15 protein-coding genes and 1 tRNA gene are annotated in these 16,156 nt (G+C 64.8%); 4 read left to right on the top strand and 12 right to left on the bottom strand.

The genetic code is table 11. The features are described 5' to 3' along the window. Positions 1-4: 4 nt before the first annotated feature. Positions 5-439 (top strand): HIT family protein, encoded by a 435-nt coding sequence (locus tag ACT53T_RS07160; protein ID WP_161913641.1) that lies wholly within the window; start codon positions 5-7, stop codon positions 437-439. 6 nt (positions 440-445) lie between these two features. On the opposite strand, the gene ACT53T_RS07155 is transcribed toward ACT53T_RS07160, so the two are convergent. From ACT53T_RS07155 to ACT53T_RS07115, 9 genes are all read right to left on the bottom strand, one after another. Beyond that, the gene (locus tag ACT53T_RS07155) at positions 446-1,600 is read right to left on the bottom strand and encodes an acyltransferase family protein (protein WP_476160694.1); all 1,155 of its coding nucleotides are present in this window, start codon (positions 1,598-1,600) and stop codon (positions 446-448) included. Between the two features lie 141 nt (positions 1,601-1,741). Then, positions 1,742-2,053, bottom strand: coding sequence for a DUF3175 domain-containing protein (locus tag ACT53T_RS07150; RefSeq protein WP_476160693.1), 312 nt, complete (start codon positions 2,051-2,053; stop codon positions 1,742-1,744). Then, the gene (locus ACT53T_RS07145) at positions 2,029-2,472 is read right to left on the bottom strand and encodes a CBS domain-containing protein (RefSeq protein ID WP_018265485.1); all 444 of its coding nucleotides are present in this window, start codon (positions 2,470-2,472) and stop codon (positions 2,029-2,031) included. Before ACT53T_RS07145 ends, ACT53T_RS07150 begins: the two co-directional genes overlap by 25 nt. 57 nt (positions 2,473-2,529) lie before the next feature. Continuing rightward, entirely contained in the window at positions 2,530-3,795 is a 1,266-nt protein-coding gene (locus ACT53T_RS07140; protein WP_476160692.1) for an MgtC/SapB family protein, read from the bottom strand. Positions 3,796-3,828: 33 nt separating this feature from the next. Beyond that, entirely contained in the window at positions 3,829-4,719 is an 891-nt protein-coding gene (ligD, locus tag ACT53T_RS07135) for a non-homologous end-joining DNA ligase (RefSeq protein ID WP_476160691.1), read from the bottom strand. Next, complete coding sequence (ligD, locus tag ACT53T_RS07130) at positions 4,716-6,314, bottom strand: non-homologous end-joining DNA ligase (protein WP_476160690.1); 1,599 nt, start codon at positions 6,312-6,314, stop codon at positions 4,716-4,718. Before ligD (ACT53T_RS07130) ends, ligD (ACT53T_RS07135) begins: the two co-directional genes overlap by 4 nt. 19 nt (positions 6,315-6,333) lie before the next feature. Beyond that, positions 6,334-7,236 carry a non-homologous end joining protein Ku gene (gene ku, locus ACT53T_RS07125; RefSeq protein WP_476160689.1) on the bottom strand — a complete coding sequence of 301 codons (903 nt, stop codon included), beginning with the start codon at positions 7,234-7,236 and terminating at the stop codon, positions 6,334-6,336. A 28-nt stretch (positions 7,237-7,264) separates the two neighbouring features. Further along, the gene (locus ACT53T_RS07120) at positions 7,265-8,164 is read right to left on the bottom strand and encodes a YihY/virulence factor BrkB family protein (protein ID WP_476160688.1); all 900 of its coding nucleotides are present in this window, start codon (positions 8,162-8,164) and stop codon (positions 7,265-7,267) included. A 131-nt stretch (positions 8,165-8,295) separates the two neighbouring features. Then, positions 8,296-8,472 (bottom strand): DUF1328 domain-containing protein, encoded by a 177-nt coding sequence (locus ACT53T_RS07115; protein ID WP_018265491.1) that lies wholly within the window; start codon positions 8,470-8,472, stop codon positions 8,296-8,298. A 77-nt stretch (positions 8,473-8,549) separates the two neighbouring features. On the opposite strand from ACT53T_RS07115, the gene ACT53T_RS07110 reads away from it, so the two are divergent. The 3 genes from ACT53T_RS07110 (at position 8,550) to ACT53T_RS07100 (ending at position 10,294) form a co-directional block, all read left to right on the top strand. After that, the gene (locus ACT53T_RS07110; RefSeq protein WP_476160687.1) at positions 8,550-9,770 is read left to right on the top strand and encodes an NADH-quinone oxidoreductase subunit D; all 1,221 of its coding nucleotides are present in this window, start codon (positions 8,550-8,552) and stop codon (positions 9,768-9,770) included. An 8-nt stretch (positions 9,771-9,778) separates the two neighbouring features. Continuing rightward, positions 9,779-10,165: a 4a-hydroxytetrahydrobiopterin dehydratase gene (locus ACT53T_RS07105; RefSeq protein ID WP_400767971.1), complete on the top strand. Its 387-nt coding sequence runs from the start codon at positions 9,779-9,781 to the stop codon at positions 10,163-10,165. Between the two features lie 52 nt (positions 10,166-10,217). Beyond that, positions 10,218-10,294: transfer RNA gene (locus ACT53T_RS07100), tRNA-Arg, on the top strand. Between the two features lie 32 nt (positions 10,295-10,326). On the opposite strand, the gene ACT53T_RS07095 is transcribed toward ACT53T_RS07100, so the two are convergent. The 3 genes from ACT53T_RS07095 to ACT53T_RS07085 all read right to left on the bottom strand — a co-directional run bounded on the left by ACT53T_RS07095 (position 10,327) and on the right by ACT53T_RS07085 (position 15,727). Continuing rightward, positions 10,327-11,094: a glycosyltransferase gene (locus ACT53T_RS07095; RefSeq protein WP_476160686.1), complete on the bottom strand. Its 768-nt coding sequence runs from the start codon at positions 11,092-11,094 to the stop codon at positions 10,327-10,329. 163 nt (positions 11,095-11,257) lie between these two features. Then, positions 11,258-11,980, bottom strand: a complete 723-nt coding sequence (locus ACT53T_RS07090) for a hypothetical protein (protein WP_476160685.1) — start codon at positions 11,978-11,980, stop codon at positions 11,258-11,260. 72 nt (positions 11,981-12,052) lie between these two features. Beyond that, positions 12,053-15,727: a glycosyltransferase gene (locus ACT53T_RS07085; protein ID WP_476160684.1), complete on the bottom strand. Its 3,675-nt coding sequence runs from the start codon at positions 15,725-15,727 to the stop codon at positions 12,053-12,055. Positions 15,728-16,156 lie beyond the last annotated feature (429 nt).

The raw sequence follows: 16,156 nt of genomic DNA, 5'->3' as shown, positions 1-16,156 counted from the left end.
GCCCATGGCCGCAGCCTATGACAATGACAATGTGTTCGCCAAAATCCTGCGCGGAGAAATCCCGGCGCATAAGGTCTATGAGGATGACGTGGCGCTGGCGATCATGGACATCATGCCGCGCGCCGAGGGCCATGTGCTGGTGATCCCCAAGGTTCCCGCACGCAATCTGCTGGACATCGACCCTGCGGCGCTCGCGGCGCTCATTCCGCGCGTTCAGCATGTCGCCAAGGCGGCCAAGGACGCCTTCGGCGCCGATGGCCTCACCTTGCAGCAGTTCAACGAGAGCGCCGGCGGACAGGTGATCTTCCACCTGCATTTCCATATTCTGCCGCGCTTCGAGGGCGTCGCGCTGCGCCCGCCGGGAACCATGGCCGATGGCGAGAAGCTGAAGGCGCAGGCGGAGAAGATCAGAGCCGCGCTCGGCCCGTTTCCCGGCTGAGCCGCATCACCCCAGAACCAGCACGGCGAAGCGCCGGCTCGCCGCATGGGCGAAGCGCTCGACCGGCGCGAAGAGCATGGCCGCGACGATCGAGAGCAGGATCGTCGCCGCCGAAATCGCCAGAGCGAGCGGCAGTGAGAGCCTGTCGCCGATAAGCGTGATCGCCGCGGAACTCGCTGTCACGATCACCACATAATGGACGAGATAGAGCGAAAAAGAGATTTTCGCGAGAAAGCGCGAGACGACGCTTTCGGAGAGGAAGCGCGACGGACCGCGCCAGCGCAGCGCCAGAGCGACGATCGCGACGGCGAGGATGACGTGGACATGTGACACGGCGCCGGCCGTCATGGTCCAGCAGGCGAGCGCATAGAGGGTCGCGGCCGCGATTATTTTTGCCGGCGACGAATCGAGCAGAGCCAGACGCCCCGGCGCCGGCGCGGTGAGCGCGCCGATGAGCTTCGCCTTGCCGATCAGCGCGCCGAAGAGAAACGCCGCGAGATAGGGAAACAGCAGCATCAGGAATGACGCGCCGATGGCGATCGAGCGCTCCGGCCGCTTCATGGACGGATAGCAGGCGAGCAGCACGAACAGCGCCAGCGAGCCGACCATCTCCCAAGGCATGGTCCAGAGAAAGGGCAGCACCGGCCCCCATTCGGAGGGCTTGGTGTAGACATTGCTGAGCGACCATTTCAACGCCTGCGCGAAGCTCAGCCCGGTCTCGCCGGCGATGGCGGTGAGGCCCGGCGCGAATTGCGCGGCCTCGCCGAGCCGCACGAAACCGCAGCGCTCCGCGGCGACGAGCAGGAGCACGGTCGCGACGATCGGCGTCGTCAGGCGGATGTAGCGGCGTAGCGCCGCCGAGAGAATATAGTCGCCGCCGCCGCCCGAGAAAAAGGGCGCGCTGAGCGCGGCGCCGGAGACGACGAAGAAGACGCTGACGTCGAGCGGGCCGTCGATGAGCCCCGCCGTCCAGCCATTGCGCAACATCGGAAAATTCTCGCCGAAGGTCTGCCAGATGGAATGGAACAGCAGAACGGAGAAAGCCGCCCAGCCGCGCAAGCCATCGAGCTCCCGCAGGCGCAGACGCGTCGATTGCGCGCGAGATTGCGACGAGGAGCGATAAGCGAGAATGTCGCCGGCGTCCTGGAGAATATCCGTCATGGATTCAATTCCAACGCTGTTGCGCTCGATCCGGCAGGCTAGAGGCGGCTGCGCGGGCCAGCAATAGATTTGCCGTTTCGTGTATGAAGTTTTTCTACAATGTGTTTAACAGCGCGGGCGTGGCGATAATGCGGCGACGCTTCAGACGCGGCCGAAGAGCCGGCGCAGCTCTGTCTTGGCCTTTTCCAATATGCGGCGGCGCTCCGCCGGCAGGCCGCGGCCGGCGCGATTGATGTAGAAAGTCAGCATGGACATCGCCGAGCGGAAGGGCGCGCTCTTGCGGCGCTGGCTCTTTTCCGCCGAGCGCTTCAGCGAGCGCGCTATGGCGCGGGGATCGTCCTGCGTGAAGACGTCGGGCTCGAGGTCCAGCGCATTGCTCTTGCGCCCGACCTCGGCCGACCAATAGGCGGATTTGCTTTTCTCGCCGCTCAGGCGGCGCGCGCGCTCTGGCAATGGTGGCCGCCGGGCTGGGAGACGCCGCGCAATGTCGCGCCGCTGAGGCCGGCGTCGCGATCCATTGCGAGATCGGCGAGCGAGACGATGCCGACGAGGCGCTTGCCACGATCGAGCACGGGCAGCCGACGCAGCTGCTGCTCGGCCATGTTCTGCGCGACGTCCTCGACGTCGTGATCCTCATAGCAATAGCGAACGTCTCTGGTCATGACGTCGCGTATCTTCGTCTCCGCGCTCTTGCCGGCCGCGATGGCGCGCAAGGCGATGTCGCGATCGCTGATCATGCCGACGAGACGATCGTTCTCGCCGACCGGCAAAAGGCCGATGTCGAGATCGGCCATTCGTTTGGCGGCGTCGCGGATCGTCTGATCGGGCTCGACGAGACAGACCTCGCGCGTCATGATGTCCTTGATCTTCATCGTTCGACTCCGTGTTTTCCCTGGAAACTTGCGGGGCCGGCGAAGGTTCCGCGCTTTTCAGCGCGCGAGCAGCGCGACCGCGAGGCCGCAGGCGAGCGCGAGCGCGGAAGCGGCCATGACGCGAAAGCCGAGGCCGGCGCCGCCGATCCACCATGTCAGCGCCGCCTTGGAGAGCGTGTTGACGGCGACGGCGAGGCCGATCGACGCCGCAGCGATATCGAGCGCGAGCGTCGCGCGATCGAGCCGCGCGACGGACAATGTTATGGCGTCGACATCGACGACGCCGGAGATCGCCGCGACAGCCAGCGCGCCGGCCCCGCCCGCCATTCGGGTGGCGAGACGCGCCAGTATCGCGACGACTGTGAGCAGCGCGCCGAATTGGAGCACCGCGCCGAGATCGAGAGGGTTCTGCGACGCATGGCTCACATCGGTCGAAGAGGCGACGGCGCGGCGCATGAAGAAGAGCGCGAAGGCGAGCATGACGACGCCGCCGGCTGCGAAAGGCGGCGCGAGAACGCCGAGGAGCTCGATGTCGATCAGCGCGACGACCGCTAGCACGCGGAGCGCCATTGTGGCGTTGGCGAAAAGAGCGCCGGCGGCGAAGAGCGGCGCCGCATCCCGCTGCTCGCGCGAGAGGCGCGCCAACGTCATCGTCGTCGCGGTGGAAGAGACGAGGCCGCCGGCTATCCCCGTCAGCGCCACGCCGCCGGCGCCGCCGGCCGCCTTCATCGCCACATAGCCGAGGAAGTTGATGACCGCGATCAGCACGGTCAGCAGCCAGATCTCATGCGGATTGACCGAATTCCACGGATCGACGGCGCGGTCCGGCAGCAGCGGCAGCAGAATGACCGTCATGGCGGCGAGCGTCAGGCCGGAGCGCAGCTCCTCCCAGCTGAGGCGCCGCAGCCAGCCATGGCTCACGGATTTCAGCGCCAGCAATCCCGCAGTGGCGACGCCCGCCGCGGCCGCGGCCTCGACATCGCCGACGACGGCGAAAGCGCCGAGCGCGAAGGCCAGCATCGCCGCGACGACCGTGGTCGCGCCGAAGGTCTCGTCATGGACGATCTCGCGATAGCGAAACAAGACGATCGCGCCAGCGAAAGCCATGAAGGCGAGGCCGAGCGAGACGGCGCCGCCAATGCCGGTCTGATTGCAGATCGCGCCCCAGACGGCGCCGAGCAAAGCCGCCAGCGCATGGGTGCGAAAGCCCGCGGCGCGCTCGCCCTCCTCGTCCTCGCGCGCCTGCCAGCCGCGCTCTAGGCCGATCAAAAGCCCGATCGCCAGCGCCACCGTCAGGCGGCGGAACAATTCGGTCGTCTCCATGCGCCGGCCTTCCCGAATAGCGGAACTTCACAATTATACTCGCGCTCCGGCGAACATGCGCAGCGCCGCCGGCGAGACGCCTTGTCGCAGATCGAAATAGCCGGCCCAGGGATCGGCGCGCAGCGCGGCGAGGCGGCGCTCCACCTTGTCGAGGCAATAGAAGTCGGCGCGCTCGATGCGGCCGAGCTCGTCCCAGGAGACGGGCGTCGCCACGGAAGGCGTCTCCCGCGCGCGCGGCGAGAAAGGCGCCACCGCGCTCGCGCCGCGATCATTGCGTCGATAATCGATATAGATGCGGCCGTGGCGCCGCGCCTTGGTCGCCATTGCGGTGAAGCGCGCCGGATCATCCGCGGCGAGGCGGCTGGCGACGCCTCTGGCGAAACCGGTGAAGGTCGGCCAGTCGAGCGCGTCATCCAGCGGCGCGACGACATGCAGCCCCTTGCCGCCGGTGAGCAGCGCGAAGCTCGCGAGCCCCGCCGCCTCCAGCAGAGCGCGAAAATCGCGCGCGGCGCGCTTCACCTCCTCGAAGGGCACGGACGGATCAGGATCGAGATCGAAGACGAGACGATCGGGACGCTCCAGCGCATCGAAGCGCACGCCCCAGATATGCAGCTCCAGCGCATCCATCTGCGCCGCGCCTTCCAGGCCGGAGAGATCGTCGAGGAAGAGAAATTCTTCCGTCTCGCCGTCGCTCCCGGCGAGTGGCGCGGCTTTGAGTCCCGCGGGCAGGCCGCGCCGATGATGGCGTTGGAAGAAGCAGCCATGCGCCGCGCCATTGGGACAGCGCAGCAGCGACAGCGGCCGCCCGGCGATATGCGGCAGAGCGAAAGGCGCGACGCGGCGCCAATAATCGACCAGCCTCTGCTTGGTGACATGAAGCGCCGCCGGATAGAGCGGCTTGTCCGGGTTGGTGAGGCGGATCATCGCCGGCCTCGCTTCGGCTCGCGAGGCGTTGGAGAACTCACCTCATTCGCCGGCTTGTCCTCGCGCAGACCGATGAAGGTCGGATGGCGCAGCAGCCCCTCCTTGGTGCGCTCCGTGTAATCGATCTCGACGACGAGCCGCGGCGCCACATAGCGCGCATGACGCGAGATCTCTGCCGGCACGGCGGCGAAAGGCGCGGTCTTGCGCGCATGCGCCCGCAGAGCGGCGCCGATCTGCGCGAGATCGCGATCGGAAAAGCCGGCGCCGACGCGGCCGCGATAGCGCAATTCTCCATCGACGAATTCACCGAGCAGCAGAGAGGCGAAGTCGCGGCCCTTCTTCGTCGAAGGACGATAGCCGCCGACGACGAACTCGTCGCGGCCGAGGCATTTGACCTTGATCCAAGCGCGCGTGCGCCGCGAGAGATAGGGGCGATCGACGCGCTTGGAGACGACGCCCTCGAGCCCCATGCGTCGGCATTCCGCGAGAAAGCGCGCTCCGGCGCCGATCACATGGCCGCTGTAGCGTATCGCCGCCGGCGGCTCGGCGAGCAGCGCGGCGAGATGATTCTTGCGCTCGAGCAATGGCGCATTGGAAACATCCTCGCCATCGAGCTCCAGCAGATCGAAGGCGTAGAAGACGAGCGCGCGCGGGCGCGCCTCCAGCGTCTTCTGCAGCAGGCCAAAATCGCTGCGGCCATTCTCCTCCAGCGCGACGATCTCGCCATCGATGAGCGCGCTTCTCATCGGCAATTGCGCGGCGGCTTCGGCGATACCCGAAAATTTCGCGGTCCAATCGAGGCCGGAGCGCGTGTAGACGCGGCACACGCCGCCCGCCGTCGCGACGAGCGCGCGATAGCCGTCGAATTTGATCTCATGCAGCCAGTCCTCGCCGGCGGGCGGCTCGTTGGCCTGCGTCGCGAGCTGCGGCGCGCGAAATTTCGGCAAGCGCGGCGCATGGGCCTCTCCTTCGGCGATCTCCGCGAAGCTGCGGCCCGTCGTCACGCTGCGCGTCCATTCGCGCGTCGGATCGAGATCGACGTCGGCCTGCCCATCCTTCATTTTGACGAGCAGCCAATTTTCTTTGGGCTCTTTCGCGCGACGCGGCATGCGCACCAGCGCGAAGCCGCCTCTCAGCCGCTCGCCTTCCAGCGTGAACTCGAGACGCCCATCCGCCAGGCCGCGATGCGGATCGCCCTTCGGCGCCCAGCGGCCGCGATCCCACAGCATCACCTCGCCGCCGCCATATTGGCCTTTGGGGATGGTTCCCTCGAAGCTCCCATAATCGAGCGGATGATCCTCCGTGCGCACGGCGAGACGCTTCTCGGTCGGGTCGAGGCTGGGGCCGCGCGTGACGGCCCAGCTCTTCAGCACGCCATCCAGCTCGAGGCGCAGATCGAAATGCAGCCGGCGCGCGCGATGCTTCTGCACGACATAGGCGCCCTGCCCTTGCGCGCGCACGGCGCCTTCCGGCTCGGCGGTGCAGTGAAAATCGCGCTTGTCGCGATAGGCTGCGAGCCGTTCGTCCTTCGCCGCGAGCGGCCGCGCGCGGGGAGAAGCGGGATGAGCCGATGATGAGCGCGCCGATCGACCCAAATTTGCGCTCCTTTCACGCTCACGCGCGCTTCTTGACCGCTCCCGTCTTTGCTGCGGTCTTGGCCGCCGCCTGCTTCGCGCGGCTCGCTTTCTTCGCCGGCTCGGCGGCGCGCGCCTTGTGCGCCGGCCGCGCCGCGCTCTCGCCGACGCTGCGCTTCAGCGCCTCGATGAGATCGATCACCTTGCCTGGACCGCGACGCTCCTCCTCGCCCGTGGTGACGATCGCCTGTCCCTCGCGCTTGCGCTCGACGAGATCGCGCAACGCCTCGGCGTAGGAATCCTTGAACGCTTTCGGGTCGAAAGGCGCGCTCTTGCGCTCGATCAGCTCGGACGCCAACGCCACCATCTCGGCGTCGCTCTCGCCTTCGCCGATCTCGGCGAAATAAGGCTCATAGGCGCGCAGCTCATTGGCGTAGCGCAAGGTCTCGACGAGCAGGCCCTTGCCGAGCGGCGTCACCGCGACGATGCTCTCGCGCCCGCGCATGGTGAGCCGGCCGATGCCGATCTTGCCGGCGCGGCGCAGCGCCTCGCGGATCACCGCATAGCCTTCGGTCGAGACGTCGCCTTCCGGCGCGAGATAATAGGGCCGGTCGAAGTAACACGGATCGATCTCCTCGCGTCCGACGAATTGCACCAGCTCGATGGCCTTGCCGCTGTCGAGCTTGATCTCGTCCAGCTCGTCCGGCTCCAGCACGACATAAGAATCGTCGCCGATCTCGAAGCCTTTGACGATATCGGCCGTGTCTATGGGGCCGACGCCGGGCACGACCTTCTCATAGCGCACGCGCTTGCCCGATGGCTTATGGATCTGATGTAGCGTCGTCGCCTGGGCGCTCGATGTCGCCGCATAGAGCTCGACGCCGATGGAGACGAGCGAAAGCCGCAGATAGCCTTGCCAATAAGCGCGCGCGCGTGGAGCCATGAGGTCGTACCCTTTGCTGTTCGCGCTCTCATCTAGCGCCGCGGCGCGCGCGGACGATGGCGGCGTTGAGCTCGCCGCCATAGATGAAGATGACTCCCGAGAAATAGAGGAAGACGAGCGCGATCATCGCCGAGGCGAGGCCGGCGTAGGTCAGCGCATAGCGCTCCGAGAAGGCCGCGAGATAGCGGCCGAAGGCCGCGCCCGCGACGAGCCACAGCAGCAGCGTCGCCAGCACGCCGGGAAGCATGTCCGCAAAGCGCCGACGCCCCGCCGGCAGCCAGGCGTGTATGGCGAAGAGCGTGAGCGCCAGAATGAGCGTCGCGACTCCATAGCGCGCCAGAGTGACCATCGTCTCGAAGGGCGCGAACCAATCGAGATAGCGCGCTGCGGCGTCGGTGATGAGCGGTCCGAGCACGACGAGAACGGAGAGCGCCAGCAGAGCCGCCGCGCTGCCGACGACATAGACGATCGACTCGAGCCGCAGCAGCCACCAGCTGCGCGTCTCCTGCGCCTCATAGGCGCGATTGAGGCCGATGCGCAGGCTCTCGAGGCCGCTGGAGGCGAAATAGACGGCAAAGAGCGCGCCGAAGGTGAGATTGCCGCCCTGCGGCTCCGTCGCGACGCGCTTGATCTCTCGCGCGATCGGCGCCGCGACCTCCTGCGGCCAGGCGTCGAGCAGCAGACGCCCCGCCTCGTCGGCGAGGCTCTTGGAGCCGATGAGGCCGGCGAAGGCCGTCACCACGATGAGAAAGGGAAACAGCGACATCAAGGTCGAGAGCGCGATATGGCTCGCAATGGCGAAGCCATCGCGCTCGACGAAATGCAGGAAGGCGTCGAGCGGGACGCGCAGCAACGCGGGCAGGCGCGCCGCCCAAGGGGCGAGCGGCCCGAGGGCGCGCTGGAAAACGGCTTTCTCGACATCGTCCAAGGCGCCGGCTCCCCGCGCTGATCGCGCGAGGGAATATAGCGCCGCGCGATCCGCGAGGCGGCAACTTTCGCCGCCGCGGCACGTTGACGATGGGAAGCGGCGGCGACGCTCCCGCGCCGCCGCCGGCCCGCTCAGACGCCGCGCCGCAGCACGCCGCCGACGAGGGCGACGATGAAGAGCACGATCGCCACCCAGAACAATATGCGCGCAGCGTCGATCGCCGTGCCGGCGACGCCGCCGAAGCCGAAGAAGGCCGCGATCAGCGCGACCACCAGAAAGACGACGGCCCAACGCAGAAGATCGCTCATCTCTTTCTCCCGAAACCGAGGATGATGGGTGATAACGCCGCCGCGCCGATCCGGTTTCCCGCCGAAAGGAGGCGCAGATGAGTCTCGGACAGAGAACGCAGCCCCGCCCCCGGCCCGGCGAGGAGCGCAGCTTCACCCTGAATTTCGGCCCCGTGCATCCGGCCGCGCATGGCGTGCTGCGGCTGGTGCTGGAGCTCGACGGCGAGGTCGTCGTCCACGCCGATCCGCATATCGGCTTTCTGCATCGCGGCACCGAGAAGCTGATCGAGGACAAGACCTATCTGCAGGCGCTGCCCTATTTCGACCGCCTCGATTATGTCGCGCCGATCAATCAGGAGCACGCCTTCTGCCTCGCCGCCGAGCGCCTGCTCGGCCTCGTCCCGCCGCGGCGCGCGCAGCTCATCCGCGTGCTCTATTGCGAGATCGGACGGCTGCTCTCGCATCTCCTCAACATCACCAGCTGGGCCTCCGATTGCGGCGCGCTGACGCCCAATCTCTGGGGCTTCGAGGAGCGCGAGAAGCTGATGGTCTTCTACGAGCGCGCGTCCGGCGCGCGCATGCACGCCAATTATTTCCGCTTCGGCGGCGTGCATCAGGATCTGCCGGCGGCGCTGATCGACGACATAGAGGCCTTTTGCGATCCCTTCCTCGAGAGCTGCGACGATCTCGAAGGATTGCTCACCGACAATCGCATCTTCAAGGAGCGCAATGTGGATATCGGCGCGGTGACGCTCGAGCAGGCCTGGGGCCTCGGCTTCTCCGGCGTGTTCCTGCGCGCTTGCGGCGCGCCGTGGGATTTGCGCAAGGCGCAGCCTTATGAATGCTACGAGGAGATGGATTTCGACATTCCGGTCGGACGCCATGGCGATTGCTACGACCGCTATTGCGTGCGCATGGAGGAAATGCGCCAATCGATCCGCATCATGCGGCAATGCGTTCAGAAGCTGCGCGCCGCGGACGGACAGGGCGCCGTCGCCGTCCTCGACGGCAAGATCACGCCGCCGCGGCGCGAGCAGATGAAGCGCTCGATGGAGGCGACGATCGAGCAGTTCAAGCTCTATAGCGAGGGAATCCACGTGCCCGCCGGCGAGGTCTATGCGGCGGTGGAGGCGCCCAAGGGCGAGTTCGGCGTCTATCTCGTCTCCCATGGGCTCAACAAGCCCTATCGCTGCAAGCTGCGCCCGCCCTCCTTCGCCCATCTCGCGGCGACCGACCGGCTCTCGACCGGCCATATGCTGGCCGACGTCGCCGCCATCGTCGGCTCGCTGGACATCGTCTTCGGGGAAATCGACCGCTGACAAGGAGGATGAAAATGCCGACCCTCGCAGAAAAAACATCCCTCGCAGAAAAGACCTGCACGCCCTGCCGCGGCGGCGTTCCGCCGCTCGGACGCGCCGAGGCCGAGGCGCTGCTCGCCGCGGCGCCGGACTGGACGCTGATGGACGAGGCGCGCCGCATCGAGCGCGGCTTCCGCTTCGGCAATTTCCGCGAGGCGGCCGAATTCGTGCGCCAGATCGGCGAATTGGCCGAGGCCGAAGGCCATCACCCGGACATCGCCTTCGGCTGGGGCTATGCGACGATCTCGTTGCAGACGAAGAAGATCGGCGGCCTGCACGAGAACGACGTCATCATGGCGACGAAGATCGACCGCATCTTCTCGCGCCGGCAAGGACTGCCCGCCGGCCGCATGTGAGCGACGCCCCGCCTTTTCAAACGCCCCGCGCTCTTGTAGATATCGAGGCGAAGTCCCGGTAGCTCAGCAGGATAGAGCAACGGTTTCCTAAACCGTAGGTCAGGGGTTCGAATCCCTTCCGGGACGCCATGCGCGTCTCCCCCTCGCGAGGAAGCAAAAGCTCAAAGGCCCTTTTTTTCTGCGAAAATCTTCGCCATCGCGCGAAATCGTTCGAGGTTGTGAGGAATGTATTCCTGCGTATAAAATTCGCGCATATGCCGCTGCAGCTCGGGATTGTCGTGAACGCGCATGAGTATCCACGCGTAAAAAAGCTCTTTTTCATCACGGTCGGCGTGGGGCCGGAATGCGGACAGATGATCGATGACCAGATTGGCCTCGCCCACGATTTCATGGGCGCGACGATCGCCGATCCAAATTTCTTCGTGCAGAAAGCTCTCCCACCGAACGTCGGGCTGCTTCTTGAACAAGCGCACTTGGTGCTCGGTCGTGCTCTTGGCCATGCCGCGCAATGTCTCCGGCTCGTAATCGGCCGGAACGTCGCCGATCAGATTGTGGCGGAGAATCTTGGCGGCGGTGGCGGCTTCCGGCGCCGATTCGAATGAGATCACATCGGCGTCGAGCGGAGCGAGAAGCTCATCCGCGTCGATATGGAGCACCCAAGGACGGGTCGTGGCCTCCGTCACCCGGTTGCGCGCATGGGCGAAGCCATTGTCGAATAAATCGCTCCTGGGCTGAACGACGACCTGCGCCCTGTCGCCATAGATATCGCGAACGATGTCGATCGTCCTATCGGTCGACCCCATGTCGAGAACATGAATTCGCTGAAAATACGGCGCGAGCCTCAACAAGCACTTTTCCAGGAAAAGCTCCTCATTGAAGACAATCAAGCAGACATCGATTTCTCCCAAATTGACTGCGGTTCTGGCCATCTACCGAATGTCCTTCGTCCACTTGGGGAGGAGCGCTCGCCACTGGAGCGGCTGCATCTATCGGCGCCTGAATATCACGGCGCAAACGCGCTGAGAAGAGAACCCTCTCGGCGATGAGACTTCATAAAGGAGCCGGCAGCTTGCTGCGATGCAGCGAAAGACCTCACGAAAAATGCCGCTCCTTCATCAAATCCACCTCGAGCCGAGCTTGGAACAGCGTGGTTTCGATGTCGTCGGTGAGCGGCAGACGGAATTGGCCGACGCCCGAAATCGCGCTGCGCGGGTATTGATAGAGCAAGGAAGCGCCGTCGGCGTCGCCGCCGCCCCCGCTCGTCGAGGCGACGCGTGGCGTCGACTGCAGCCGGTCGAAGGACGCCTGAATCGCGTCGAAACGGCGCAGCGAGTGTTCGTGCGCCGCGGTGATATGGCTGAATATATGCTGGAGCCGATCATGCAGCGCCTGCGGGACGTCCGGCGACGGCATTTCCAAAGGCGATCTGTTCGGCTCGAGGTCGAAAGTCCCCAGCTGATATTGCGGCCGATCCGCCACCCGCACCTGCACCGAACGCATTTTCGCGCTCGGCGTCGCAAAGGCGGCCACCTCGCAGTCGAAACCATGAAGCCCATTGCCGCCGAGCCGCTGGGCGATATCGTCCCGATACAGATTTGCCTTGGTCCTCTGAACCACCTCGCCGTCGAGCAGAATTTCGAGCACGACCGGCTCATTCTGTTTGGCGTCATAGATCCAGCCACGGACACGCTTGGCGCTCACCTCGTCGACGACGCCGGCGAGACTGCCGCCGAAACGAAGACTATGCGCGGCGACTTCCCTGTCGCGAAAAGTACGAACGGCAATCATCCGCCCCAGCCATTCGATCAATGTCATGCCGCTCTCCGTAGCTCTCGGCGAATGAAAAACGAATTTGCCAGAGACAGTCAAGATTGCGCGTGGGCGCGATCAGAACTGCCGATAGGTGTGCTCGCCATCCAAGAACTCGAAAATGCGGCGCGCGCAATCGTTCCACGACGGCATAGCAATTCCTTTCGAGGGTATAGGCCCGCTCGCGAGCTGCTCGCGCACGGCGGCGGCGAGCTGCGAGGCCGAGCCGGCCGAAAAATAGCGCGCATGCTCGCCGCCGAGTTCGGCGAAGACCGGAAGGTCGCTGAGCAGGAGAGGCGAGCCGAAATGCGCCGCCTCGTATATCGGCAGGCCGAAACCTTCCGCGATCGAGGCGACAATGGTCGCCGTCGCGCTCTGATAGAGCCGCGCGACGTCGGCCTCTGGCATGAAGCCGAGGTAGAAGAAGCGCTTTCCCTTCTCGTCGTGGCTGTCAAAGCGTCGCAGCAGCTCGTCGACGCTCCAGCCGGCCTTTCCGACGAAGACCAGCGTCGCATCGACGCCCGACGCCCATAGCCGCTCGAAAGCGTCGAGAACATAATCGTGCCCCTTGCGCGGCTCGATCGTGCCGACCATCAAGAACAAATTCTCGCGGTCGGCGAGATCGGCGGTGACCGCTTTGACCGGAGCCGACGCTTGCGCCTTCGAGGCGAAATCGGCGCCGAGCCGCGCGTAGCCGATGCGCAACCCCGACCGTGGCGTGATCCCGCTGCCTTCGATCCACTCGATGAGGCCATCGGCTCCGCTCTGCGACGTGCAGATCAGCCCGGCGCCCTTCTCGAGCAGCAGCGTCAGCCAGTTCGTGACCGAAATTTTTACATGGTCGAGAAACAAATCGGGATGTTGCAGCGGCAAGATGTCGTGAACGAGTCCGAACGCCGCGCCGCCGATCTGATCGAGACGATCGATCGGCTCTCGCATCCAGTCGGCGAGATGCCAAGTCCCGTCGGCCATCAAAATTTTATCGAAAGGACGAAGATCCAAGACGCCGAACCGCACATCCTCTACTTCGACCGGAGCGCGAGCGCCGCAGCTCTGCGCATAGTCGTCGGCGTAGATCAGGCCGGCCTCGGTATAAGCGAAGGCCTGCGGCCGCAGACGCGCATCGTCCCAGGAATACGCGGCGCGCGTGATTTCACGCACGACTCGCTGAACTCCGGTCTTGAGATCGCCCTCCCTGATATGGGTCACGTCGATCAGCAGCCTCGGCGCGAGCTCGGAGCGCTCTTGCCGAACATAAGAACGCGCGATCTCCTGAACGAACTCCTGCGTGATCGGCGCGTCCCGCAAGAGACGAGCGATCGTCTTGCTGACCTTCTTCGGACCGCAAGTCTCGGCGTGCTCGGTCATCGCGACAACGGATCGCACGAATTTTTCGGCGATCTTTTCGGGATTCAGCACTTCCTCGCAGTAGCGGAGCGCCGCTTTGCCGTAAGCCTGCCGCAGCGCAGGATCGCCCGCGAGCGCATCGAGCGCCTCGACGACGGATTCGGGCTGGTAATTGTCGAGCGCGACAGCCACCTGCGCAGGCAGCTCCGCAGACGGCCCCATGCGATTATATATGAAAGGCGCCCCATTCATGAGCAGATTGAGAATCGCTCCCGAGGTCTCGCCGCGGGTCAGCGTCCGCAATTGAACGCCGATATCGGCGGCCACAATGTAGAGATCGTAGATCTCCTTCTCGACATAGCCGGTGATTTGGATATCAGACCGCCCGCCGATGGCGCGCAATACCCCGCGCGCATACGGCGAGTCGTGATTCACGCCGCCTTCGAGCTCGCCGACGAGAAGCAACCGTGCGTCGCCAGATCGGCCCGCTATCGACCGCTTGAACCCTTCGATCAGTTCGAGCACGCCTTTCGTATGAGCGACGTGACCGAGCGAGATAATGACGAGCGCCTCCGGCGGGATCGCGAGCGCCTCCCGCGCCTCGGCTCTGCTCGGCGCGCTTTCGCGCGCCACCCCGGCGCGATATTGCGGCAGAACGACGATTTTGGGCGCGGCGGCGCGGCGCGAGGCGGCGACCAGCACATCATGCGCGAAGCGCGAGTGAACGATGACGCCGAGGCTGCGATGCGTCGCCGTGGCGCTGCAAGGCAGAGCGTCGACGAGCGCGCGCGCCGTGCGGTCGCCGCCCTCGCCGGCGAGCACGATGGCGCGCGCCGGACCTCCATGCTCCTGGATCATGCGACGGATGAAGGCGTCGGGATTGCCGGGGTCATAGGACAAATAGCCGAGATAGGCGTCGTGAATGACGACGACGCCCGGAAAGCTCTCGATATAAGGGAGCATATAGTGGTGAAACGGCGAATTGCCGAGCTGATAGACGATCGCGTCGTAGAGATGCGCCTTGAACGGAAATTGCGAATGGTGCCAGATCGGCATGTCGTCGAAATTGGTCTCGACCTCGGCCACATCGTCGACAAAAATCTCGAAGGACGCGAATTTAGAGAGCGCGGGTAGAAACTCGGCGCTGTAATCGGCGACCCCCGTTTTCGCTAAAGGAAGCGGCGTGAACATCGCGATGCGGGGCGCCCGCCCCGCCACGCTCGGCGTCTTGCGTCCGCTGCGCGTGGCGAAGGTCTCCTCCCAGGCGTCGAGGGCGCGACGGGCGCTCTTCTCCCAGGTGAAGAGCGCGGCGCGCTCGCGAGAATAGGCGCGCATGCGCTGCAGCTCGCCCTCCTTGGTGAGCGCGCGAACCATTGATTTCGCCATATCCGCCGGCTTCTCCGCATCGAAGCGATAGGCCGGATCGTCGACGATCTCCGTCAGGCTGGAATTGTCGCCGACGAGCACGGGCGCGCCGCAGCGCATCGCTTCGATCACCGGAAGACCGAGCCCCTCATAGAGAGGGGGGAAGACGAAGAGCGAAGCGGCGTTGTAGAGCTCGACGAGCTCGTCATCCGACACGAAGCCCGTCGTCACGACGAGCGGCGCCACGCCGAGGCGCGCCGCCTTCTCGCGTAGAGCGAGCGCTTCGGCGCTTTTGATGTCATAAACGATCAGGAGCTTGTATTTATCCGCCAGCTCCTTGTTGGCGATGGCGAAAGCCTCGAGAGTCCCATCGAGATTCTTGCGGAAGTCCGGCCCGCCCACATAGAGGATGAATTTCTGCCCGGGGGCGAAGCGGCGCCAAATGGCCCCGCGATGCGCCTCGGAGGCGGAGAGGATGCGGAAGTGATCCGCGACGCTGCCGAAGATATTGACGACACGCTCCGGCTTCAGGTGAAAGAGCCGCTCGGCGTCCTTCTTCGTCGCATCCGATATGGCCAATCCGACATCGAGCTGCGGGACCAGGCTCGACGTGCGCTTGTACCAGAGGGCGACCTGCCAGTCGGTGAGATATTTGTCTGGATAGAGGAGCGGAATGAAATCATAGAGCGTGGCGGATCGGATGATCGGCGGCTTGGGAAACTCGATGAAAGCCGCCGCCGCGCCATAGACGCTCTCGCCTTCGAAGACGCTCGAAATGTGATAGACGTCGGGACTGACCGTCTCGATGCGATCATTGCGCAGCACATTGGCGACCTGCTCGCGCCTCTGCCGTTCGTGCCAATCATATTGCACGCTGGGATAGTCGTGCAGAATCAGATTGCCGAGATCGTCGAGCTTCGCGATTTCCGAGATCAGATCGGCGGACTTGTCCAGATAATGCCGGTTGAGCAGAAACATGAAGTCATGCTCACGGCCAATTCTGACGATTTCTTTCGCGAGAGAGAGAGAATAGCGCCCCATGCCTCGGGATTGCGCCTCAGTCTGACAGCATTGCAGATCAATCAGTATCTTCATCGCGTGACCCTGGCAGCGCGCATCTACCCCGACGTCGAATGGCGAGCATGACGCCCGCCTTCTCACGGCGCGAGCATTTCGATAGGAAATCAGCGCGGAAGCGGCTTGGAAAAACTCGGCTCCGTCGAAAGCGTGTCCGCCGGCGCCGCGCCGCGTAGCCGCCTCTCGGAAAGAGAGTCGACGCCGCGCGAGCGTTTTGCATCGAAGCTATGTTCTGGTCAAGTTTGGCTAATTGGGCCAGCGTCTCAATTCGAGACCACACGCATGCCGTGCGGCTCGATAGACGGCTTCGCCCGTGGAAATTCGAGGCGAGCCCCATAAAAAAAAGCGCCCCTTTCGAGGGGGCGCTTTTCTTTTTCTCATTCGCGCAGCGGC

The sequence above is a fragment of the Methylosinus sp. DMC45 genome (genome assembly GCF_056313885.1).
This window is presented reverse-complemented; position numbering and strand designations above follow the sequence as displayed.